We start from the raw sequence: 21,828 nt of genomic DNA, 5'->3' as shown, positions 1-21,828 counted from the left end.
TCAGTACTGCAAATCAAGAGTGACTCATGGGAAATGGACCGGACCGGCGGCTACTGCGGCCGGAGGGTGTCGGTACCATTGGGGTGAGGCTTCTGGCGGATGATGCGGATCGAGTCCGATACTTCGTCCCAGGTCAGGCGCAGCTGGAACAGGAACTCCTGGCCGATCTGGGTGAGGGTGTAGTATTTGCGGGGCGGCCCGGAAGTGGATTCCTTCCAGGTATAATCGAGCAGGCCGGCGTTTTTGAGGCGCGTGAGCAACGGATAGAGCGTGCCTTCGACGACGATCATGCGGGCAGCGGTGAGCTCTTCGAGCATGTCGGACGCATAGACCTCGCCCCGGGCAATAATTTCCAGGATGCAGAACTCCAGGATGCCCTTCCGCATCTGCACTTGGGTGTTCTCTACTTTCATGGGCTTGGGCGGAAATCGGTGAAGAATGAAACAAAGATAATGGAAGGTACTATGTGACGCAAGGTACTAGTAAAATTTATTTTTCCTCCCTCAGCCCGCCGGGTTGGGGGCTTCGTAAAAAACTACTGCAACCGGATAGTGAAAAAGTAACACCCCGGCTCCGCAGCGAAAGCCCGGAAAATGGCGCTGCCGGGCCTCCTGTTTCAGGGGCTTGGAGTTTGGGGGCAAATCCGGCGTCCAAACTGCCGGAGTGCCGCACTATAAATAAGTAACTTGCGTTTGTGCTGCGGATCAACCGTACGCCTTCCTTTTTTATTCTATGCCGCACTTCTCCCGCCTTGTTGTCCTGCTCGTGGGCCCAGGCCTGAGCCTGACTTTTGCTACCACGGCTACGGCCCAGACCGCCGACCTGACCCCCAAATACAGCAACGAGTTCCTCAACATCGGCGTAGGGGGCCGGGCCCTGGGGATGGGCAGCGTCCAGGTCGGTATTGTGGGCGATGCCACCGCCGGCTACTGGAACCCCGCCGGTCTGCTCAATCAGACCCACAAGTACGACGCGGTGCTGATGCACTCCGAGCTGTTTTCGGGCATCGTGAAAAACGATTACGCGGCCTTTTCCATGCCCCTCGACGACCAGAGTGCCATTGGCGCGAGCGTCATCCGCTCGGGCGTCGACGATATCGCCGACACCCGTAACCTGATCAATGAGTACGGCTACATTCAGTACGACCGGATCCGGTACTTCTCGGTGGCCGACTATGCGTTGCTGCTGTCGTATGCGCGTAAGATCGGAGCGGTAGAAGGGCTGAAGGCGGGCGTCAACGGCAAGATCATTTACCGCAACGTAGGCAGCTTCGCCAACGCCTGGGGCTTCGGCATCGATGCCGGCCTGCAGTACGACCGGGGCGGCTGGCGGCTGGGGCTGATGGCCCGCGACATCACCACCACCTTCAATGCCTGGTCCATCAACGCCGACGAGTTTCAGGGCTCCGCGTCGGCGAATGACCCCATTCCAACTAACAGCACCGAAATTACCCTGCCCCGCTTCGTGCTGGGGGTGGGCCGCAGCTTCAGGCTGCCCGGTCAGCTCACGGCCCTGGTAGCCACCGATCTGGAAATGACTACTGACGGCCAGCGCAATACGCTGGTATCTACCTCCGCCGTCAGCATCGACCCGAAGGCCGGCGTGGAACTCGGCTTCAAGGATCTGGTGTTCCTGCGCGGCGGCATCAGCAACTTCCAGGAAGCGGATGCCACGAAGTCCTTCAACAACAAGGGTGGCTGGCGCGGTCAGCCTACCCTGGGCGTAGGGGTGGCGCTGAGTGGCCTGCGGCTGGATCTGGCGTTGTCGCGCCTGGCGGTAGAAAAGCTGGGCGACCAGACCCAGACCAATTCCATTATCGTGTCGCTGGGCTACGGCTTCAAATAAACCCGCCACTTAGTCAACCGAAGATGTCCCTGCTGCTGTTACCGGAACAAAATCCGGTGGGCGGCAGCCGCTGTTCTACGCTTCATCACCTATATGAAACAACAGTACCACCTGCAGTACCTTATCCGTGGTTTTCTGGTGCTGCTCGGCCTTATGCTCGGAGCCAGCCCGGACGCTGCCGCTCAGATCGGCACGCAGTTCGGCAACGAGTGGATCGTGCCCAGCCAGCAGTACTATAAAATCAAGGTCACCCGCGACGGTCTACACCGCCTCGACTACACCTACCTGACCCAGGCCGGTATCACCAACGCTGACCCCAGCCGGTTTCAGCTCTGGCGCCGGGGCCGGGAAGTAGCCATCTACGTGGGTGGTAGCAGCCCCACTACGCTGGACCCTTCTACCGTGGTGGAGTTCTACGGCCAGCGCAACGACGGCGCCCTGGATGTGGGCATGTACAAGCGCGACGCTGACCACTACCAGAAGCTATATAGCCTCTACACCGATACGGCGGCCTATTTTCTGACCATCGCCTCCCCGGCTATCAGCCCGAAGCGGATGGCCCGGGTCAATCCGACCCCGGTTGGCGATGCGCACCAGCATTGGCGTAATTTCCGCGCCTACGTCTACAGCGACAGGTACAGTGATGTGGATCTGATACCTTTTGTCTTTCAGCCCTGGGGGGAACCCGGAGAAGGATTCTTCTCCTTCCCGTATGGCGTGGGTGGCCTGACTTCCCCGCAACCAACCCGGAGTGACTCTTTGCTGAATAACGTCCCGACCAGCCGCGCACCCCAGGTGGACATTCAGGTGGTCGGCTCCAGCCGCTCGGCCCACAAGGTGACGCTCCTGGTGGCTGAGCCCGGCAGCACCGTCCGCCGTGCTTTGGGGCCGCCGGTGGAGTTCAATGGCTACGAGCAGCGCAAGCTGACGTACACCGTTCAGCACTCCGATATTGCTGCCAACGGTATTATTCAGTTCTACCTGAGCAACGATACTCAGATCACCGGTACGGCTACCAATACCGTCCGCATTGGCTACATAAAGACGAACCATAGTCAGCGCAGTGCCTGGAGCGGGAATCGTTCCGCCCTGCGCTTCAGCAACGATTCGACCCTGGGAACCGCCCCCGCCTACTATTCCCTCGACAACCTGCCCGCGACGGTGCGGGGCTTCGACGTGACGGACCCCTACAATGTGCAGCGGGTAGAGGGCATTGCGGAAGGTGGCACCCGGCGCGGCTACGTCTTTCCCGGGGCGCTGCCGGGGGGAAGGCAGCGCAACCTCTGGCTCACCGACGTGACCAAAGCTACGCTGCCCTTGCCGGCCCGCCTGGTGCAGTTTCGGAGTATCGCTCCATCTGCATATAACTATCTGATTATCAGCAGTGAGACGCTCATGAAGCCGGCGGGTGCTTTGGCCAACCCGGTGCAGACCTATGCCGACTACCGGGCCTCGGCGAAAGGAGGGAGCTATCAGCCCCTGATCGTGACCAGTGAGCAGCTTTATGATCAGTTCCACTACGGCGAGAAATCGGCATTAGCCCTCAGGAATTTCGCGTTGTATATGCTCACCGATCCGCGACCCAAATCATTGCTCTTGTTGGGCAAAGGACTGGCTCCCGGCGAGTTTGATTCGGGCGTATATCACCGGCAAAACCCGAATGCCTACCGGGCCCCGGGCGGTCTGGTAGTGCGGGAGCTGGTACCAACCAGTCTGCGCGGCCCATCCGATATCTTCCTGACCGCCGACTGGCGCAACAACAACTACGCCGCTCGTATGGCCACCGGCCGCATTTCGGCCCAGACGCCGGCCCACGTAGCGAGCTACCTGGCCAAGCTGCAGGAGTACGAGGAAACGCTTAGCCGTCCTGACGGCCCGGGCCTGGAATGGCGGAAACACGCGCTGAATCTGGTTGGTGGTCAAACTGAGGCTGAGTTCACGGAATTTGCCGGGTATCTGAACCAGTATAAGCGCCGCATTGAGCAGCCCCTGTTCGCGGGCAAGGTCATCAAGACCTATGCCCGTACGGATGCCAGCCTGCCCAGCCAGCTTAGTATTGCCAACGAATTGAACGCGGGACTGGCCCTGATTACCTATTTCGGCCATGGCGGTACCGATATATTGGATTTCAATCTGGGCAACCCTGAGGACGCGAACAGCGGCTACAACAACAAGGGGAAATATCCGATGATGTTTGCGCTGGGCTGTAGTGCGGGCAATGCCTTCCGGGCCCGCGACACCCAGTTCGCCGAAGACTGGCTGCTGGTGCCGGAGAAAGGCCTGATTGGCTTCATGAGTGAATCCAGCTTTGGCTTCGCCACCGAGCTGCACGAAACCCAGGATGAAACCTTCAAGCTGCTGCTGAACGATCCGCAATGGTACAGCAAGCCGGTAGCGGAAATCCAGAATGAAGTGTCCCGGCGGCTGGCTTCCCAGAGTAGTACCAGCCAGCAGGCCTCCATGATGACCACCATCTGGCACGCCGACCCGGCGTTGCGCCTGTTCTCGCCTCCGCGGCCTGATTTTACCTACGGCGCCCCGGCCTTGGAAATTCAGCCCGTAGGGTCCGGGCCGGTGCTGGCTACTTCGCCTCAGTTCAAGCTGCTGGTGAAGGTGCGCAACCCCGGCAAAGTGACCTACGACAAGCTGGATATCTCCGTGAAGCGCGAGTATGACCGCGGCGCGCTGCCGACCCGGGCCGATACGCTCTACACTTTCCCTAACCTGCGGCAGGCCCTGGGTGACACCACCTACGTGCTGGTGCTGAAGAATACCGGCGCGGCCTTCGGTACCAACACCTTTACGACTACGCTGGACTACCAGAACCGCATTGCGGAACTGAACGAGGACAATAACACGGCCACCACCACCTTCGTATTTCTACGGCCGGGCATCACCCTGCTCAACCCGCCCGAATTTGGTATCGTAGCCGCCAACAACCTGCGGCTGGTAGGGCAGACCAACGTGGCCAAAGCCGCCCGTTCGTTCGATGTCGAGCTGGATACGGTACCCACGTTCAACAGCGCGCTGATTCAGCGCACCACGGTGCAGGCTCCGCTGGTAGCCGAATGGCGGCCCCGCCTGCCGGTGCTGGCCGGCCGCGACAGCGTGGTGTGGTACTGGCGCATGCGCTTCCAGACCAAACTGGAGCCCAGCGAAAACGACGAGTGGAGCACCAGCTCGTTCCGCATCATCAACACCCGCCCCGGGGGCTGGTCGCAGAGCCACCACGGCCAGTTCCGGCGCGATGAGCTGGACCGCCTGAATGTAGCGGCCCCGTCGGGCAAGTGGTCGTTCAGCGACCTGACCCAACTGCTGACGCTGCGCACGCAGGGGGCCGGACAGAATGCGGCCGGTAAAGACTCAGTGACGTTCCGGGCCGGGTACGGGGTGCAGCTCGGCAACGACCAGCTCTCGGTGCTGTCGTGCGCGGTGGGCCTGCCCAACATTCTCGTCTCCGTCTACGACGGCAACTCGCTGAAGCCTTTGCGCACGCTCGGGGGTGGCCCGTACGACTCGTGCGGGACGGAGCCGAACCGGTTCTATCATTTCACCGCCTCGGCTACCGACAACATCAACTCGCCCGTCCGGCAGCAGCAGCTGTTATCCCTGCTGACCAACCTGCCGCAGGGGGCTTACGTGGCGCTGGTATCCGTGAACCGGGTTAATTTTGCTTCCTTCTCCCCGGCTCTGAAAGCGGTGTTCACGGCCCTGGGCTCCCAGAAAATAAATCAGCTGCAGAACGGCGACCCGTTCGTATTCCTGGCCCGGAAGGGCCCGGGTGCCCAGCCTGCCCAGGAGCGGACGTACGATTCCAGCCTGCCCGGCTGGCGGACCAAGCAGGTGGTCAGCCTGAATGGCCCGCTTATTACCCGCACCAACAGCGGCACGCTCACGTCCGCCCTCATCGGGCCGGCTCAGGAGTGGACCACCCTGTATCATACCATCCGTACTGAGCCCTCCGATAGCTATACGCTGCAGCTCATTGGCGTCGATGCCCAGAAAGTGGAACATGTGCTCCCCCAGGCCCGGAACGTTACGGACCGCACGTATTCGTTGAGCAGCATATCGGCCAAGCAGTACCCGTTTCTGAAAATTCAGCTGACCCTGCGGGATGAGCTCAACCGTACGGCTCCTCAGCTGAAGGAGCTGATGGTTACGTATAAAGGCTTCCCGGAAGGCGTGGTCCGGCCCGATTCGGTGCTGGCCAAGACGCCCAATGCTTATGCGCCGGCTACGCTGGTGGCGCAGGCGGCTACCGGCTACCTGAAAGTGCCGGTCGTGTTTCAGAACGTGACGCCCATTGCCTTCGGTACTTCCCTGAAAGCCCGCATCACGGTGCGCAGCACGGGCGGCACCACTACGGCGGAGCGTATTACGGAGGTCACGCTGCCCAATCTGGCCGCCAACGGCGCGCTGCAGTTCAACGCCGAAGCCGACGTGCGCGACCTTAGCGGTGACCTCACTCTGCAGGTAGATCTGAATATGGATAAGAGCGGGGCCCGCCAGCCGGAGCTGTTTTACTTCAACAACGTGCTGACGCTGCCCGCCTTCCGGGTGGAGAACCGCAACCTGCCGCCCGTGCTGGATGTGGCCTTCGACGGTCAGCACATCCTCAACGGGGATATCGTGAGTCCCGCACCGCTGATTACGGTGCTGATGAGCGACGATAACCGCCTGCGGCCCATCACCAAGGACAACGCCTTCGACGTGGTGCTGATCCGCCCCAACGGCACCCAGACCAAAGTAGACCTGCTGCGCGATACCAACATCACCTTCGTAGCCGATTCGACTAAGGGCACGGCGCGCCTGGAGTACCAGCCCGGCAAAGCCGGGGCGCTGACCGACGGTATCTACCGGCTGGAGGTTCAGGGCCGTGATGCCAGCAACACCCAGGCCAGCACGGAGGAGAAGTATTCGATAACCTTCGAAGTCATCAACGCTTCGACCATCACCCACTTCTACCCGTACCCGAACCCGATTACCAGCAAGGCCCGGTTCGTGTTTACGCTCACCGGCTCGGAGCTGCCGCGCAACATGAAAATTCAGGTGATGACCCTGACCGGCAAGGTGGTGCGCGAAATCATGATGCAGGAAATGGGCCTTATTCATATCGGCAGCAACATCACCGATTATGCCTGGGATGGTACCGACCAGTTCGGCGACCGGCTGGCTAATGGGACTTACCTCTACCGCGTGGTGATGGATGACCCTACCAACCAGTTTGAGCGCCGCAAGACCGATGGCGACAAGTCCTTCAAGAAAGAATGGGGCAAGCTGGTGCTGCTGCGCTAAGCTTGCTGCTTGTTTATATCCGGGTAAAGAAAAAGAGGCAGCCTGGTCCGGGTGCCTCTTTTTCTTTACCCGGATACTTATCTGACCGGGGAGGATGAACAGGGCTTCCCCGAAGCGCTGACTCCCCGGAATTACGAATCTCCCCGTCCCTCAACTACCGGCGGCGCAGCGTCACGAAGCTGAAGGCGTAAGCGTGTTTGGCGTCGGGCTCGTGCCGCTCCCGGTTTTCCTCGCGCCATTCCACCGGCGAGAGTTCCGGAAACGTGGCGTCGCCCTCGAAATCGTGGTGAACTTCGGTCAGGTAGACTACGTCGGCGGCGGGCAGGGCCTGGCGGTAGATTTCGCCCCCGCCAATCACGAAGACGTCTTCGCCGAAGGTGTGGGCCATTTCCAGGGCTACCGGTACCGAATAGGCTACTGCGCACCCCGGCATCTGCCAGTCCGCCTGCCGCGTCACCACGATGTTGGTCCGGTTGGGCAGGGGCTTGCCGATGGCATCAAACGTGCGCCGGCCCATCACGATGGGGTGACCGGTGGTGAGCTGTTTGAAGTGCTTTAAGTCGGCGGGCAGGTGCCAGATCAGCTGGTTGTCGCGGCCGATAACCCCGTTCTGCGCGGCGGCTACTACGAGTGCAATCATGTTTTCAATTAACAATTAACAATGAGCAATGAGTAATTACAGCGGATCCATGATCGGGATACGCTCCGGTCCGGCGGCTTTTTCAGCCGTCGGGCCGGTCGCCGCCAGAACAACCCGCCAGGATGAACCAATATCCGCGACCTTCGACCGGCCCGACGGCTGAAAAAGCCGCCGGACCGGAGCCAATGACCGGTACCCCGATTCCGAAACCGCTATAACAATGATCAATTATACTCCTGGCGCAGTGGTTCGCGAAAAGGAAGCAGGGGGCAAGCCCCGCCCCTACCTCGCCACGGGTATAACCCCGGGCAAGGAATACCGGGCAGGCATCCGCTGATGACAAGTACTCCTTGGGCCTTATGGTTCTTGCAGCAGGCCCCGCCGGTAGGGTTGAGTGTAGAATTGCTCATTGCTCATTGCTCATTGCTAATTGACCAGCGTTGAAGCCGCGCAGGAAGTCGGCCAGCGGCATGCGCTTTTTGCCTTCGAGCTGCACGTCGAGCAGGTCGAGCTGGCCGGTGGCGGTCTGCAGATGCAAGTACGTTTTACCGTCGGTGTGCCAGGTGCCGGCGGGGCCGGCGTTTTCGGCCAGGGGACGGGCGCGAAACACTTTCAGCGTCCGGCCGTCGGGCAGTTGGGTGAAGGCCGTGGGAATGGGGGAGAGGCCCCGCACCCGGTTGGCCAGGGCCGTAGCCGGCTGGTGCACGTCGAGGCGGCCGGTTTCCTTCTGAATCTTGGGGGCTGACTGCAGCTCCCGGCTCTGGACCTGGGGGATGCTGGGCGCGGTGCCGGCCGCAATGGCCTGCACGCTGCGCAGGGCCAGGGCCGCGCCGGCCGCTTTCATTTTCTCGTAGAGCGAGCCAAAATCATCGTCTTCGGCAATAGCCACCACGTCCTGAAAAATCAAGTTGCCGGTATCGATTTCGTGCTGCAGGAAAAAGGAGGTGACGCCGGTCTGGGTTTCGCCCTGAATCAGCGCCCAGTTGATGGGCGCGGCCCCGCGGTACTGGGGCAGCAGGGAGGCGTGCACGTTGATGGAACCCAGGCGCGGCATGGCCCACACCGCCTCGGGCAGCATCCGGAACGCCACCACCACCTGCAGGTCGGCCGCGTAGCTCCGCAGCTCCGCCTGAAACTCCGGCGACTTTAGGTTGGTGGGCTGCAATACGGGTACGCCATGGGCCACGGCCGCCTTTTTCACCGCCGATTCAGCCAGCTGCTGCCCCCGGCCCGCGGGCTTATCCGGGGCCGTGATGACGGCCACCACCTCGCAGCCGGACCAGCTGAGCAGGGATTCGAGGGTGGGCACCGCGAATTCGGGGGTACCCATGAAGATGATGTTTAGCATATATTTTACGCAGTGGTTCGCGGTGTAAAACCGCAGGGTTTCGCAGTGGCCCGTTGAACGACACTGCGAGACACCGCGCCATCCACTGCGAACCACTGCGCGAAATTACTTTTCCGGATACAGCAGGTATTTCTTCCGCAAGGCCTTGAACCTGCTCAGCCCCGGCTCCCACGACTGCCGGATTTCGGCCTCCGACCGGCCCGCTATAATCTGCTGCCGCAAGGAGGCCGTGCCGCTGAGCTGCTCGAAATACTTGCCGAAGAAATGCGCCTTGTCGGTGCTTTGCTGGTAGAAATCGAGCAGGTAGCGCACCGTGAAGCCGGTAGGTCCGTCCAGCTGCGTCTGGTGCAGGTCGAGGCCGTGGCACACTTTGCCGTTCTGGGGCGGGGTGGGGGAACCGGCGTTGGGTTGCGGGGTGAAGCGGTACGGCCGGGTGGCCGGCTGGGTCGGGCTGCCCACGACTTCAAACGGTGAATCGGTGCCGCGGCCCACGCTCACGTCGGTGCCTTCGAACATGCAAACCGTGGGGTACAGCGCTACCGCGTGCGCATTGGGCAGGTTTGGCGACGGCCGCACCGGCAGCACGTAGCGCGTGGCGTGGGTGTAGCCCTGCACGGGCACTACCGTCAGCGGGCACTGCCGGCCGCCGGCCAGCCATTTCTCGCCGTTCAGCATCAGGGCCAGCTCGCCCACCGTCAGGCCGTGCACGATCGGCAGCGGGTCCATGCCCACGAACGATTTGAAGGCCGGCTCCAGCACCGGGCCGTCCACGTACCAGCCATTGGGGTTGGGGCGGTCCAGCACTACCACGGCCTTGTTCTGCTCGGCGGCGGCTTCCATCACGTAGTGCATGGTGCTGATGAAGGTGTAAAACCGGACGCCCACGTCCTGAATATCGAAAACCAGCACGTCGAGGTCCCGGAGCATTTCGGCAGTAGGCTTCTTGGTGGCGCCGTACAGGGACCGGACCGGCAGCCCGCTGCGGGCGTCGCGCCCGTCCTTAATGGTGGCGCCATCGGCGGCCTCGCCGCGGAAGCCGTGCTCGGGGGCAAAAATCATCTGCACCTGCACGCCCTGGGCCAGCAGGGTATCGACGAGGTGGGTCGGGCCTACCAGGGAAGTCTGGTTCACGACCACGCCTACGCGCTTGCCCCGCAGCAGCGGCAGGTAGCGGTCGGCCTGGTCGGCGCCCACGCGCAGGGGGAGCTGCCGGAGCGCGGGCTTTTCAGGGTCGGCAACCGGGCGGGCTGCCGGGCCGTTTGACGAAACCGGCGCGGTAGCGGCGGGGGCAGTAGCCCGGGAACAGTCGCTCAAAGCCAGTATCAGGCTCAACAGGCCACAAAACAAGGAAAATGGCATCAGCAGAAATGGGAAGTAGAAAACTGGCCGCAGAGGTGTAGCTTTACGGCAGTGAATATCTCGCGGTATATATCCAACAAGATTGACGGGGCCGACTCCGGTTCTTTTACCTCGTCGGTGACAAAAATAGCCATTATCAGTATTGCACTGGGCGTGGCGGTCATGATTGTGTCGTTTGCCATTCTGGAAGGCTTCCGCAACGAGATCCAAAGTAAGATCTTCTCGTTCGGCTCCCACCTGACCATCAGCAAGTACGACACCAACAATTCGCTGGAGGTGGAGCCCATCGGCGGTCCGCGGCTGGTGAAGGATCTGCGCCGCTTCGCGCAGGTGCAGAACATCCAGCCTTTCGCCCGCAAAACGGCCATCATCAAAACCCGCGAGGAAGTGATGGGCGTGGCCCTGAAAGGCATCGACGAGAAATACGGCATGTCCACCATGCGCCAGAACCTGGTGGCGGGCAAGTTTCTCTCCTTTCCCGACTCGGCCGCCAGCAACGACATTCTGCTCAGCCGCAAGATTGCCGACAAGCTGCGCCTTAAAGTGGGCGACGACGCGCTGTTCTACTTCATTCAGAATCCGCCCCGGGTGCGCAAATTCGTCGTCAGCGGCATCTACCAGACCGGCCTCGACGAGTTCGACGAAGCCTACGTTATCGGCGACCTGCGCCAGGTGCAGGAGCTGAACTCGTGGCCCGATTCGCTGGTGGGTGGCGTCGAAGTCATCCTCAAGGATTTCAAACAGCTCGATCCGTCGTCGGACAACATGTACGAAAACCTGCGCTACGACCTCAAGCTGGACAAAATTACCGACCAGTACGCCCAGCTCTTCGACTGGCTCCAGCTGTTGAACCGCAACGTGGTTATCTTCCTGATCCTGATCATCTTCGTGGCCACGTTCAACATGGTGGCCACCATCTTCATCATGATTCTGGAGCGCACCAACATGATCGGGGTGCTCAAGGCCATCGGGGCCACCGACAACCAGATCCGGAGCATGTTCTTCTTCCGGGGCCTGAGTCTGACCATCCGGGGCATGCTGTTCGGCAACCTCGCCGGCCTGGGCCTGTGCGCCATCCAGTATTATTTCCACCCCATTCCGCTCGATCCGCAGAACTACTACATGGACCGCGTGCCCATCTTCTGGGACCCGAAGATGATTATTATCCTCAACATCGCCACCTTCCTCACGTCGCTGCTCGCAGTGCTGGTGCCGACCTACCTGATTTCGCGCATCCGCCCCGTCACGGCCATCAAGTTCGACTGAACCACGGATTTTTCGGATTAGACGGATTCATCGGATTTTGTGGACGGCGCAAACGTCAGCATTTCCATTCTGCCATCAGCAACTGTCAACCAAAAAGGCCACCCGCAGAGGTGGCCTTTTTGGTTGGAATAATCGTCCACAAAATCCGATGAATCCGAAAAATCCGGACGAATCCGTGGTTCAGAAATAGAGATACTTGCTCTGCAGCACCAGGTTCGGATCGGGGCATAGTTCTGCCCACTTCGCCCGCTCTTCGGGGAGGGCTACGCCGGGAAAGTCGCCGGTGCGGCCTTCCAGGTCGGCAATGATCTGGAAGTGGAGGTGGGGCGGCCAGTCGCCGTTTTCGGGGGCGGGTCCTACTTCGGCTACCTGGGCGCCTTTTTCCAGGGTCATGCCGGGGCGCAGCAGGGCCGTTTCAGCCCGGTCGAGGTGGCCGTAGAGCGTGTAGAACGTGGTGCCATCCAGCGCGTGCTCCAGGATAACGGTGGGGCCGTAGTCGCCGAAGCTGGCGTTGTCCTGTACGCTGTGCACCACGGCGGGCAGCGGCGTCAGCACCGGCGTACCGGCCCGCAGCCACACGTCGACGCCCAGGTGCAGGGAACGGGCCGGAATGGCCGGGTCGCCGAACAGGCCGGGGCTGCGGCGGTAGATAACGCGGTTTTCGAGGTAGCCGCCCACGCCAATCAGGGCGTTCTGGTCGGCCAGCAGCTCGGTTACCAGGGCTTCGAAGGCGGCCGTGTCGCGCAGGTCGGCCCCGGCCAGCACGGGGTTTTGGGCCGAGAAATCGAGGCGGCAGACTTCGGGTGAATTCAGGTCGACGGGCAGCACCGGACCGAAGGCGGCGCGGTGCTGGTGCAGAAGCGTAGTTAAAGACATGAGGAAAGCGTGGTGAGCGGTGAGGAACTGGCAGGGCGGGCAAAGCGCGGCAATCCGTCCCAGCCAACAAAGAAAGCCTGGTTTTCGCACAAGCCCCTGGGGCCGGAGCTTTGTGGATCAACTGACCTGGGCTCATTGTCCGGGACGGATGGCTTCGTCCTTCGTCCTCGCAAGGACAGGACGCGTTACCAAAACTCCCCATTTGCCGTACTTTGCGAAGCCGTTGCGAAACATGTCACGGCTGTTTCTGATTACCTGTACCAACCTTCGACGTTTCTCAGTCAATGAGTAGCCCTTACCTTACGCTTAACGTGGTGGAAATCACCCACGAAACCGCGGATGCCGCCACCATCCACCTCGAACGCGCCGACCGCCAGCCCATTGCCTGCGACCCCGGCCAGTTCCTGACCCTGATACTCCCCTGCGGCCCCGGCGGCAAAAAAGAGCGCCGGGCCTATTCCCTCAGCAGCACCCCGCACGAAGCGCCGCGCCTGTCCGTCACGGTGAAGCGCGTGACCGGCGGCCTGGTCAGCAACTACCTGCTCGACACCATACGCGTGGGTCAGCAAATTGAAACCATGGCCCCGCTGGGCAACTTCACCCTGAAACCCAGCCCCAAGTCGGCCCGTTCCCTGGTGCTGATCGGGGCCGGCAGCGGTATTACGCCACTGATGTCGATTCTGAAAGCCGTGCTGCGCGAGGAACCGCTTAGCCACGTGCTGCTGGTGTATGGCAACCGCACCGAGGAATCGGTGATTTTCCGCACCCAGCTCCAGCAGCTTCAGGCCCAGTCCGGCGGCCGCCTGCAGGTAGAGCACGTATACAGCCAGCCCGCCAACCCGGCCGCCAGCGCCCACACCGGCCGGCTGAACCGCACCATGCTGCTGCGCATTCTGGAGCAGCGCCACCAGTTTCCGGCCGAGCAGGCCGAATACTTCATGTGCGGCCCCGATGGCATGATGACCGAAGCCCGCGCCGCCCTCGACTTACTGGGCGTACCCGCGGCCCGCATCCGTCGCGAGAGTTTCGTGGCGGCCGCCGACACCCTGGAAGCGGCCGCCGCTCAGCCCAATGGCCACGGCGACGTGCTGGCAACTGACCACGACGGCAAAGTGGAAGGCCACGTGGTGACGATTCAGTACGAAGGGTCCGAATACAAGGTAACCGTGAGCCCCAAGCAGACCATCTTGGAAGCGGCCCTCGATCAGGATATCGACCTGCCCTACAGCTGCCAGGCCGGGTTGTGCACGGCCTGCCGGGGCAAGTGCCTGTCGGGCAAGGTTCACCTGGATGAGCGCGAAGGGCTGTCGGATTCGGAGATGAAGCAGGGCTACGTGCTGGTGTGCGTGGGTCATCCGCTCACCGAAGACGTGGTTATCGAAATCGACTGACCAGTAGCAATTATCAATGATCAATGAGCAATGATCAATTATCAATGAACAGGCCGGCTGTTACTATTCATTGATAATTGCTCATTGATAATTGATCATTAATAATTGCTGCTGGTGTTTTCCCGTATTTTTTTTCAGTATGATGGATTCTGCTCCCGAAATTCTGGCCGCCACGGCTACCGATACCCAGCGTCCGCCGCGCCAATATCTGCCCGAATCGTTCCTGGTTACCGACTGGGCGGCCCTGGAACCGTATTTTCTGGAGCTGCGCGACCGGGCCATTACTTCGGCCGCGGCGCTGGAACGCTGGCTGCTGGACCGCAGTGAGCTGGAAAGCGTGCTGAGTGAGGATCTGGCCTGGCGCTACATCCGCATGACCTGCGACACCCAGGACCAGGGGCGGGTCGAGGCGTTTCAGTATTTCGTGAGCGAGATTGAACCCACGGTAGCACCCTACGACCACGCGCTGAACGAGAAGATGATCGGTTCGGAATTTCTGGCCGGGCTCGACCCCCAGCGCTACCGCATCTTCACCCGCTCGGTGCGGCAGGCGCTGGAGCTGTACCGGGCCGAGAACATTCCGCTCAAAACCGAAATCAGCACCAGGCAGCAGCAGTATGCCGCGACGGTGGGAGCCATGACGGTGACCCTGGACGGGGAGGAAATGACGCTGCCCCGGGCCGCGGACCGTCTGAAAAATCCGGACCGCAGCGTGCGTGAGCAGGCCTACCGCGCCATTCAGGCCCGGCGGCTGCAGGACAGCCAGCCGCTGGATCAGCTGTTCACCGAGCTGGTGGGCCTGCGTCATCAGATGGCCCTGAACGCGGGCTTTGCTAACTTCCGCGACTATATGTTCGCGGCCCTGGGCCGTTTCGACTACACGGCGCAGGAGTGCTTCGCGTTTCATCGGGCTATTCGCGAAACCGTGGTGCCCCTCATCGACGACCTCAACCTGGAGCGGCGCCAGGACCTGAACCTGCCCGAGCTGCGGCCCTGGGACCTCGACGTGGATGTGAGCGGCAAAGCCCCGCTGCGCCCCTTCGGCACCGGCGCGGAGCTGCTCGACAAGACCATTACCGTTTTCCAGCGCCTCGATCCGTATCTGGGCGACTGCCTGCGCACCATGCGGACCATGGGGCATCTCGACCTGGAGTCGCGGAAGGGCAAGGCTCCCGGCGGCTATAACTACCCGCTAGACGAAACCGGGGTGCCATTCATTTTCATGAATGCCACGTCCTCCCTGCGCGACGTAATCACGATGCTGCACGAAGGCGGCCACGCCGTGCATTCGTTCCTGACCCGCACCCTGCCGCTGTCGGCTGACAAGCACCCGCCGTCCGAAGTAGCCGAGCTGGCTTCGATGAGCATGGAGCTGATTTCGATGGATCAGTGGGACCTGTTCTTTCCCGACGCCGACGAGCTGCGGCGGGCCAGGAAAACCCACCTCGAAAGCGTGCTCGAAACCTTCCCCTGGGTGGCTACTATCGACAAGTTTCAGCACTGGATCTACGAGAATCCTGAGCATACTGAAGCGCAGCGCCACGCCCGCTGGGTGGAAGTGTTCGACGAGTTCAACCAGCGCACCGTGGGCTGGCAGGGGCTGGAGCAATTCAAGCCCTACCTGTGGCAGAAGCAGCTGCACCTCTACGAAGTGCCGTTCTACTATATCGAGTACGCCATGGCCCAGCTCGGGGCCATTGCCGTATGGCGCAACTTTCGCCTGAACCCAACCCAAGGGCTGGCCGCCTACAAGCGGGCCCTGGCGCTGGGCTACACCGCGCCCATCGGCGACATTTACGCCGCGGCCGGCATCCGCTTCGATTTCAGCACCGCCTACCTGCGCACCCTGGCCGACTTCGTGCGCGAGGAAATGGCCAAACTGTAGCTCAGGCCGAAGTCTGGACAGGCAAAAAGGCCCGCGGAACAATCCGGGGGCCTTTTTCTACAACCAACTCAACCAATAGGTGATACCTGGAAGAGGCTTTAAACGGCGGGTAGGTTGCATGGGCAGTCGATAATACTACCAGCTGGTTGACTGAGCGCCAGAAAATATGAGCGGCCGGCTAGCGGGCCCCCGGAGCGGGAGGCTATTGCTGCAACTCAAACAGCGGCAAGGGCTGGAGCTTGCGGTACTTGCCGCCGAGCGAGGCCAGTGCCACCTGGTGCAGGGCCAGGTAGTTGTTGAACTGCTTAGCGGCCCGGTCGTAGCGCAGCCGGAACCCCACCACTTCACTGTCGGCCGCCTGAATGTCGCTGGTCAACTGCTGAGCCGGGGCGCTGACCGGGCCCGCGGCCGGTTGGGCAATGCCATACACCAGATGCAGCACCGAGTCCTGGGCCGCATCATAGGCATCAATAGCGGCGGAGCTGGCCATCGTTTGCTGGTCGTAGCGCCGGGCCGGCAGCTTGGTGTTGGCGCGGGTCAGCTGCTGGAGTTGGGGGCGGTTGGTGCCCGGCTGCCGCTCCAGTTCCTGGAGCAGGCGGGTAGTGGCCTGCACCTTATCGTCGTCGCTGGCTATCATCTGTTCCCACCGGGCCGTCACGGAGTCGCGCAGGATGCCGAGCTGGACTTTGGCGGCGGCCGGGGAGGTGGGGTCGATAGGCTTGGGCGTGCGGTTGCAGGCGTCGAGGCCGGCCAGGAGCAGGAGCAAAGCCAGCGGCAGAAGTTTTCTCATGGGCAGGTAACGCCGGGTAGGGTAAATATTCCGTTGATCGGGGGCCGCCCAAATCCGGATCAGCAGGGCCCCTGCAGCAGGCGTTTGGCAAAGATAGAACCTCCCCGGCCAGCAGGCAACCCGGAGCGGCAGGGGCGGAACCGTGGGCAGCGCGAAGGCGGATTGATAGTCAAGGGGTTTGCCCGACGGGTGGCCCGGTATTTCATGATTTCGTAACGCCGGGGACAGGGTAAATCCTGTATCTTTGCACCCAGTTTCGTCTTTTCTCAATTTCTTCTACTCTCATGAAAAAAAGCTACTTCCTGGTTTCCGCATTGCTGCTGACCGCCGCCGCTTCTTATGGCCAGGGCACTGAACTGTTTCTGTCGGAATACGACGAAGGAGCGCACATGGCGGGCGTAAGCTACAACGGCGGCGTTTCGAACTCCACGGGGAATGAGCGCGCCGTTGAAATTTTCAACCCGACCATAGCGGCCGTCAACCTGAACGCGTATTCTATCCGGCGCTACTCCAACGGCAGCGCGACGCCTTCGGAAGATGAAAAGCTGGTCCGCCGCACTGGCGCAAATGTGTTGAACTCGACGGCCGCTTTCGTTTTGGCCAATGCGGAAGCTACCATTACGGCTATTACCAGCAAAGTCGACCAACTGAGCGCTCCGTACCAGACTATGACGCCAAACGTTCTGGTGGTGGGGGGAATTACCTATTTCAATGGCGACGACGCCCTGGCCCTGGTGCGCTGGACGAGCGGTACGGCTGGTGTCGGCACTCCGGTTCTGATTGATATTTTCGGTAGCATCGGCTTCCGGCCCCTGCCCGGCGGTGGTGGCACCGGCACCGGCAACTGGAGCGGTACCAACCCCGCTGATGGCACGCCGCCCGTATATGTTGCTTCCGCTAACCAGTCGCTGATACGCCGCGCCAGTGTTTCTGCCGGCACCCGCGTGAATCCGCCGAGCACCTGGAACCCCGCTATGGAATGGACGGCCTACAGCTACGCCTTCCCCGCCGGCACCACCGGCAACGCCGAAGTAGGCAACCAGAGCTACGCCCGCCTGGGGGAGCACAACGACTACGCCGGTCCCTTCGGCAGCTATCTGCCGCTGAAGACCCTGGACAAGTTCAACACCGGCATCAGCATCTATCCTAACCCGGCCAGCGGCTCGGCTACGATAGAGATCAGGAACGTGAAAGTGGGCAGCGTTATCGTGCTCAACAACCTCGGGCAGACGATTTCGGCCCAGCCCCGCGGTCTGGAATCGGAGAAAATCACGCTCGATATTTCGGCCCTGAAACCCGGTCTGTACTTTGTGCAGTGCGTGAGTGCCGATGGTCAGATCAAAGTCTACAAGGAGCTGGTGGTTAAATAACCCGCCGGTTTTTCTGCCGCGTCTGCAAACGCCCGGTCCGCTGACCGGGCGTTTTTGTTGTTGGGCCCATTGGGCCGCGGGCACATCAGCCGGTTCCTCGTACTTTTGCGCCATGAGTGACATCACCCCTTTGGAAACTATCGGCGAGTTCGGGCTGATCCGCCGGATTCAGCAAACCGTAACCCTGCGCCAGCCCAGCACCATCCTCGGCATCGGCGACGACGCGGCCATTCTGGCGCCGCCGGCCGGGCAGGACCTGGTCATCAGCACCGACCTGCTGATTGAAGGCGTCCACTTCGACCTCACCTTCTGCCCGCTCAAGCACGTGGGCTACAAGGCCGTGGCCGTGAACGTATCGGACGTGGCCGCCATGAATGCCGTGCCCACCCAGATTGTGGTCGGCATTGCCCTCGGCAGCCGCTACTCGGTGGAGGCTGTGGAGGAGCTGTACGACGGCATGCGCGTGGCCTGCGAAAACTACCACGTCGACCTGGTGGGCGGCGACACCACCGCCAGCCGCGGCGGGCTCACCATCAGCATCACCGTGCTGGGCCAGGTACCGACGGGGCAGGCCGTGCGCCGCAGCGGAGCCCAGCCCAACGACCTGCTCTGCGTAACCGGCGACCTGGGTGGCGCTTTCCTGGGCTTGCAGGTGCTGGAGCGCGAAAAAGCCGCCTGGTCGGCCGACCCGGACATGCAGCCCGAGCTGGAAAAATACCCCTACGTGCTCCAGCGCCAGCTGCGCCCCGAAGCCCGCATGGACATCATCCACGAGCTGCGCGACCTGGGCGTGCAGCCCACCAGCATGATTGACATTTCCGACGGCCTGGCTTCCGAAGTGCTGCACATCTGCCAGCAGTCGGGCACCGGGGCGCGGGTATTCTCCGAGAACCTGCCCGCCGCCAACCCCACGCTGGAGGTGGCCGCCGAGTTCAACCTCGACCCCATCATGTGCATGCTCAACGGCGGCGAAGACTACGAGCTGCTCTTCACGCTGCCCCTCACCGACCACGACAAAATCAAAAACCACCCCGACATCACCATCATCGGCCACATCACCGAGAAGAGCGACGGGGTGAACCTGGTCACCAAAGCCGGGCAGGCCATTCCCCTCCAGGCCCAGGGCTGGCAGCATTTCTAGACCACGGATTCGTCCGGATTTTTCGGATTGGTCGGATTTTGTGGACGGCGCGAACGTCAGTATTTCCATCCGTGACGAAGAACAATGAGAAAGGCCACCCCAGCGGGGTGGCCTTTCTCATGACGATAATCGTCCACAAAATCCGATTAATCCGAAAAATCCGGACGAATCCGTGGTTCAGTCCTCCGGGTAGGGTACGAAGACGAAGTTGGTGAACTCCTCGTCGAGCACGAACAGGCAGCAGAACTCGTTGGGGTCCTTGTAGGTGTGCTGGAAGGCCTCGATGCCCTCGGCCCCGATGATGCCCTGCTGCACGAACAGCTCCAGGAAGGAAGCAAATACGTGCCACTCCAGCCCCGCGTCGTCGGCATTCACCAGCAGGCTGCCCAGCGGCACTTCCTGACGGGCAAACACGAAAATCGGATACTTAGAGATGTCCATCTTCCGCACCTGGGACGAGGCTTCCATGATGGTATCGGACACGGCGGCGAAGTCCTTGGTGATGGTGCCGAGATATTTGCCGTTCAGCTCGGGGTCGTTGGCGTAGTCCATGGTAGTGCTTGTGTTATTGGTTAACCTGTCATCCTGAGCTTGCGAAGGACCTTATCAGGTTGGGAGCCGTCAGGGCTGCAAAAACGTCCATTCAGGATTATCGGTGGCAATCAACGCTTCCTTTTTCGCCCGCGTCCAGCCCTTTAACTCTTTCTCGCGGGCAATGGCGGCTTTGCTGTCAGTATATTCCTCGAAGTACACGAGGTTATAGCAGAAGTAGCGGCCGGCGAAGGTTTGGGCAGTGCCCCGGTTGGCGTAGTGCTGGGCCATTCGGTCAGCCAGGCTATTGGTGATACCGATGTACAAGACCGCCTTGGCCGGGTTGGTGGTGATGTACACGTACTAGGGCATAGACGAGCAGGTTTCTGAATGAAGTTATTGTCATCCTGAGCTTGCGAAGGACCTTATCACGTCTGAGTTAGCGTAGCCGACGACTCGTTCTGACGTGATAAGGTCCTTCGCAAGCTCAGGATGACAGGCGCATCCTACTTCAGCTCCAGCAGCACCACATTCTCCACGTGATGCGTGTGCGGGAACATATCCACCGGCCGCACGCGGGTTACTTTGTAGGCCTCGTCGAGCATCTCCAGATCCCGCGCTTGCGTGGCGGGGTTGCAGCTGACGTAGACGATGCGCGGGGCGCGCATTTCGAGCAGGCGGGCTACTACGTCGGGGTGCATACCGGCGCGGGGCGGGTCGGTGATGACTACGTCGGGGCGGCCGTGCTTCTGGATGAACTCGGCGTTGAGCACGTCCTTCATGTCGCCGGCGTAGAACTCGGTGTTGGTGACGTTGTTGATTTCCGAGTTCAGGTAAGCATCCTGTACGGCCGACTCCACGTACTCCACGCCGACCACGTGCCGGGCCTGCCGGGCCACGAAGTTGGCAATGGTGCCGGCCCCGGTATAGAGGTCGTAGACCAGCTCGGTGCCGGTGAGGCCGGCGAAGTCGCGGGTCAGCTTATAGAGGTTGTAGGCACCCTCGGAGTTGGTCTGGTAGAACGACTTGGGCCCCACGCGGAAGCGCAGGCCTTCCATTTCCTCGTGGATGTAGGGCTCGCCTTTATAGCACACCACGTCCAGGTCGTGGAAGGTTTCGTTGCCCTTGTTGTTGAGCACGTAGTTCAACGAGGTGATTTGCGGGAACTTCGCCTGCAGAAAATCCAGCAGCGGAATCAGCGCGTCGTGGGCGTAGTAGCACTGCAGGATCACCATCAGGTCGCCGGTGTTGGCGGTCCGGATGATGAGGTTGCGCAGGAAGCCTTCCTGGGTAACGAGGTTGTTGAAGGGCAGCTCGTGCTCGTGGGCGTAGTTGCGCACGGCCAGCCGGATTTCGTTGCTGGGCTCGGGCTGCAGCCAGCAGTGCTGCACGTCGATGATCTTGTCGAACCGGTTCGGGGTGTGGAAGCCCAGCACCCGCCGCTCGATTTCCTCCCCGGCCTGAATCTGCTCGTTGGTCAGCCAGCCGTTGTGGCTGAAGGTATATTCGAGCTTGTTGCGGTAGTAGGTGCGGGTGGGGGAGTGCTGAATCGGCTCGATTTCGGGCAGGGCCACCTTGCCGATGCGCTCCAGGCTGTCCTGCACCTGCTGCTGCTTGAACTTCAGCTGGGTGTCGTAGCCCAGGTGCTGCCACTTGCAGCCCCCGCAGGTGCCGAAGTGCTGACAGAACGGCTCCACCCGCAGGTCGGAGAACTTGTGGAAGTGCGTAGGCACGGCCTCCAGGAAGTTCTTCTTGGCCTTGGTCACCCGCAGGTCCACCACGTCGCCGGGGGCGGCCCCGGTTACGAAGATGACCAGGTTGTCGCGGCGCACCAGGCACTTGCCCTCGGCTACCATGTCGGTAATTTCGACTTCGCGGAGCAGCTCCGCGGGAATGTTTTTAACGGATTTCCTCACGACGGCAAAGGTAAGCCTGAACCACGGATTCCGCCGGATTTTGGACCACGGATTCGCCCGGATTTTTCGGATTAGTCGGATTTTGGACCACGGATTCGTCCGGATTTTTCGGATTAATCGGATTTTGTGGACGATTGCTTCAAAGCAAAAGGCCACCCCTACGGGCGGCCTTTTG

The 21,828-nt window shown here is 61.2% G+C and carries 16 protein-coding genes; 7 read left to right on the top strand and 9 right to left on the bottom strand.

Annotated elements, in window-relative coordinates; all coding sequences use genetic code 11:
- Window positions 1-50: 50 nt before the first annotated feature.
- Entirely contained in the window at window positions 51-413 is a 363-nt protein-coding gene (locus ABD833_RS13680; protein WP_345073728.1) for a PadR family transcriptional regulator, read from the bottom strand.
- A 319-nt stretch (window positions 414-732) separates the two neighbouring features.
- Between ABD833_RS13680 and ABD833_RS13675 the strand changes: the two genes are divergently transcribed.
- Both ABD833_RS13675 and porU2 read left to right on the top strand, forming a co-directional pair.
- Window positions 733-1,845 carry a putative type IX sorting system protein PorV2 gene (locus ABD833_RS13675; protein WP_345073727.1) on the top strand — a complete coding sequence of 371 codons (1,113 nt, stop codon included), beginning with the start codon at window positions 733-735 and terminating at the stop codon, window positions 1,843-1,845.
- A 93-nt stretch (window positions 1,846-1,938) separates the two neighbouring features.
- Entirely contained in the window at window positions 1,939-7,140 is a 5,202-nt protein-coding gene (gene porU2 / locus ABD833_RS13670; protein WP_345073726.1) for a putative type IX secretion system sortase PorU2, read from the top strand.
- Between the two features lie 154 nt (window positions 7,141-7,294).
- Here the strand turns inward: porU2 and ABD833_RS13665 are convergent, their stop codons facing one another.
- From ABD833_RS13665 to ABD833_RS13655, 3 genes are all read right to left on the bottom strand, one after another.
- A complete protein-coding gene (locus tag ABD833_RS13665; RefSeq protein ID WP_345073724.1) occupies window positions 7,295-7,780 on the bottom strand; it encodes a dihydrofolate reductase in 486 nt (161 codons plus the stop codon).
- A gap of 406 nt (window positions 7,781-8,186) precedes the next feature.
- Window positions 8,187-9,128: a methionyl-tRNA formyltransferase gene (fmt, locus tag ABD833_RS13660; RefSeq protein WP_345073722.1), complete on the bottom strand. Its 942-nt coding sequence runs from the start codon at window positions 9,126-9,128 to the stop codon at window positions 8,187-8,189.
- 105 nt (window positions 9,129-9,233) lie between these two features.
- Window positions 9,234-10,487 (bottom strand): exo-beta-N-acetylmuramidase NamZ family protein, encoded by a 1,254-nt coding sequence (locus ABD833_RS13655; protein ID WP_345073720.1) that lies wholly within the window; start codon window positions 10,485-10,487, stop codon window positions 9,234-9,236.
- 51 nt (window positions 10,488-10,538) lie between these two features.
- On the opposite strand from ABD833_RS13655, the gene ABD833_RS13650 reads away from it, so the two are divergent.
- Window positions 10,539-11,753 carry an ABC transporter permease gene (locus ABD833_RS13650; RefSeq protein ID WP_345073719.1) on the top strand — a complete coding sequence of 405 codons (1,215 nt, stop codon included), beginning with the start codon at window positions 10,539-10,541 and terminating at the stop codon, window positions 11,751-11,753.
- A 180-nt stretch (window positions 11,754-11,933) separates the two neighbouring features.
- Here the strand turns inward: ABD833_RS13650 and ABD833_RS13645 are convergent, their stop codons facing one another.
- A complete protein-coding gene (locus ABD833_RS13645; protein ID WP_345073718.1) occupies window positions 11,934-12,629 on the bottom strand; it encodes a peptidoglycan DD-metalloendopeptidase family protein in 696 nt (231 codons plus the stop codon).
- Between the two features lie 284 nt (window positions 12,630-12,913).
- Between ABD833_RS13645 and ABD833_RS13640 the strand changes: the two genes are divergently transcribed.
- A complete protein-coding gene (locus ABD833_RS13640) occupies window positions 12,914-14,020 on the top strand; it encodes a 2Fe-2S iron-sulfur cluster-binding protein (protein WP_345073717.1) in 1,107 nt (368 codons plus the stop codon).
- Window positions 14,021-14,159: 139 nt separating this feature from the next.
- Window positions 14,160-15,905 carry a M3 family oligoendopeptidase gene (locus tag ABD833_RS13635; protein ID WP_345073716.1) on the top strand — a complete coding sequence of 582 codons (1,746 nt, stop codon included), beginning with the start codon at window positions 14,160-14,162 and terminating at the stop codon, window positions 15,903-15,905.
- Window positions 15,906-16,107: 202 nt separating this feature from the next.
- Here ABD833_RS13635 and ABD833_RS13630 read toward each other — a convergent pair whose 3' ends face one another.
- On the bottom strand, window positions 16,108-16,695 hold the full coding sequence (locus ABD833_RS13630; protein ID WP_345073715.1) for a hypothetical protein: 588 nt from the start codon (window positions 16,693-16,695) through the stop codon (window positions 16,108-16,110).
- A 284-nt stretch (window positions 16,696-16,979) separates the two neighbouring features.
- On the opposite strand from ABD833_RS13630, the gene ABD833_RS13625 reads away from it, so the two are divergent.
- Together ABD833_RS13625 and thiL are read left to right on the top strand one after the other, a co-directional pair.
- A complete protein-coding gene (locus ABD833_RS13625) occupies window positions 16,980-18,065 on the top strand; it encodes a T9SS type A sorting domain-containing protein (protein ID WP_345073714.1) in 1,086 nt (361 codons plus the stop codon).
- Window positions 18,066-18,177: 112 nt separating this feature from the next.
- Window positions 18,178-19,206, top strand: coding sequence for a thiamine-phosphate kinase (gene thiL, locus ABD833_RS13620; protein ID WP_345073713.1), 1,029 nt, complete (start codon window positions 18,178-18,180; stop codon window positions 19,204-19,206).
- A 177-nt stretch (window positions 19,207-19,383) separates the two neighbouring features.
- Here thiL and ABD833_RS13615 read toward each other — a convergent pair whose 3' ends face one another.
- From ABD833_RS13615 to rlmD, 3 genes are all read right to left on the bottom strand, one after another.
- Complete coding sequence (locus ABD833_RS13615; protein ID WP_345073712.1) at window positions 19,384-19,758, bottom strand: hypothetical protein; 375 nt, start codon at window positions 19,756-19,758, stop codon at window positions 19,384-19,386.
- Window positions 19,759-19,827: 69 nt separating this feature from the next.
- A complete protein-coding gene (locus ABD833_RS13610; RefSeq protein WP_345073711.1) occupies window positions 19,828-20,097 on the bottom strand; it encodes a GIY-YIG nuclease family protein in 270 nt (89 codons plus the stop codon).
- A gap of 146 nt (window positions 20,098-20,243) precedes the next feature.
- The gene (gene rlmD / locus ABD833_RS13605) at window positions 20,244-21,653 is read right to left on the bottom strand and encodes a 23S rRNA (uracil(1939)-C(5))-methyltransferase RlmD (protein ID WP_345073709.1); all 1,410 of its coding nucleotides are present in this window, start codon (window positions 21,651-21,653) and stop codon (window positions 20,244-20,246) included.
- Window positions 21,654-21,828: the final 175 nt, after the last annotated feature.

This window comes from Hymenobacter fastidiosus (genome assembly GCF_039539565.1).
Lineage (GTDB): Bacteria > Bacteroidota > Bacteroidia > Cytophagales > Hymenobacteraceae > Hymenobacter > Hymenobacter fastidiosus.
This window is presented reverse-complemented; position numbering and strand designations above follow the sequence as displayed.

Coding starts and splice junctions, on each gene's coding strand:
- fmt (WP_345073722.1), bottom strand. CDS start 9,128: ATGCTAAACATCATCTTCATGGGTACCCCCGAATTCGCGGTGCCCACC.
- ABD833_RS13675 (WP_345073727.1), top strand. CDS start 733: ATGCCGCACTTCTCCCGCCTTGTTGTCCTGCTCGTGGGCCCAGGCCTG.
- thiL (WP_345073713.1), top strand. CDS start 18,178: ATGAGTGACATCACCCCTTTGGAAACTATCGGCGAGTTCGGGCTGATC.
- ABD833_RS13630 (WP_345073715.1), bottom strand. CDS start 16,695: ATGAGAAAACTTCTGCCGCTGGCTTTGCTCCTGCTCCTGGCCGGCCTC.
- ABD833_RS13640 (WP_345073717.1), top strand. CDS start 12,914: ATGAGTAGCCCTTACCTTACGCTTAACGTGGTGGAAATCACCCACGAA.
- ABD833_RS13635 (WP_345073716.1), top strand. CDS start 14,160: ATGATGGATTCTGCTCCCGAAATTCTGGCCGCCACGGCTACCGATACC.
- ABD833_RS13680 (WP_345073728.1), bottom strand. CDS start 413: ATGAAAGTAGAGAACACCCAAGTGCAGATGCGGAAGGGCATCCTGGAG.
- ABD833_RS13665 (WP_345073724.1), bottom strand. CDS start 7,780: ATGATTGCACTCGTAGTAGCCGCCGCGCAGAACGGGGTTATCGGCCGC.
- ABD833_RS13625 (WP_345073714.1), top strand. CDS start 16,980: ATGAAAAAAAGCTACTTCCTGGTTTCCGCATTGCTGCTGACCGCCGCC.
- ABD833_RS13645 (WP_345073718.1), bottom strand. CDS start 12,629: ATGTCTTTAACTACGCTTCTGCACCAGCACCGCGCCGCCTTCGGTCCG.
- ABD833_RS13615 (WP_345073712.1), bottom strand. CDS start 19,758: ATGGACTACGCCAACGACCCCGAGCTGAACGGCAAATATCTCGGCACC.
- ABD833_RS13655 (WP_345073720.1), bottom strand. CDS start 10,487: ATGCCATTTTCCTTGTTTTGTGGCCTGTTGAGCCTGATACTGGCTTTG.
- porU2 (WP_345073726.1), top strand. CDS start 1,939: ATGAAACAACAGTACCACCTGCAGTACCTTATCCGTGGTTTTCTGGTG.